The sequence below is a fragment of the Halohasta sp. A2 genome (assembly GCF_056175805.1).
In genome coordinates this window covers 1-496 of record NZ_JAQFWV010000200.1, presented here as the reverse complement: position 1 = coordinate 496, position 496 = coordinate 1, and the positions used below count along the sequence as shown (strand labels likewise).

Here is a 496-nt window from a genome sequence, read left to right as displayed (position 1 = left end):
TCGTCTCAATCGCCGAGCGTTTCCGATAGAGCCGTTCGACCTGTTTGGGCGTGCGATCAGCCAGATCGCACGCCACATAGCCTCGAACGATCTCTCCGCTTTTGCCACGATCTCCGGCTTGGTAGGAGACCGCGACTGCAAGCGGGAATTTCAGTTCCCGCTTGCAGTCTTTGTACATCCGATAGGTCGTCATGTACGAACAGTGCGTGTCTAGCTTTCTCTTCATGCGTTTGCCCTTCTTTTGGACGGGAACGACAGTCGCAGCAATATCACGTGACCGACGCAGGATACGTTCGTTATAGAAGCCACGATCAGCCAATAGAAGGTCTATATCGAAGGAATAGGCCTCGATGCGGTCGAGGACACGCTCGACCGCATCGGCCTCACTCTCATCACTGCGCACGTACGTCATAGCCAGCGTCACCGGCTTACCGTTTGAAACGAGGTATGCTGAACAATAGCGGTGACACGTTGTTGTACCGTCTTTAGCGGCCAT

General features: G+C 54.2%; 1 protein-coding gene. It reads right to left on the bottom strand.

The window, feature by feature from the left end:
* Positions 1–496 (bottom strand): transposase (locus tag O2S87_RS18770; RefSeq protein ID WP_475410230.1); only part of this gene is annotated, 496 nt, incomplete at both ends.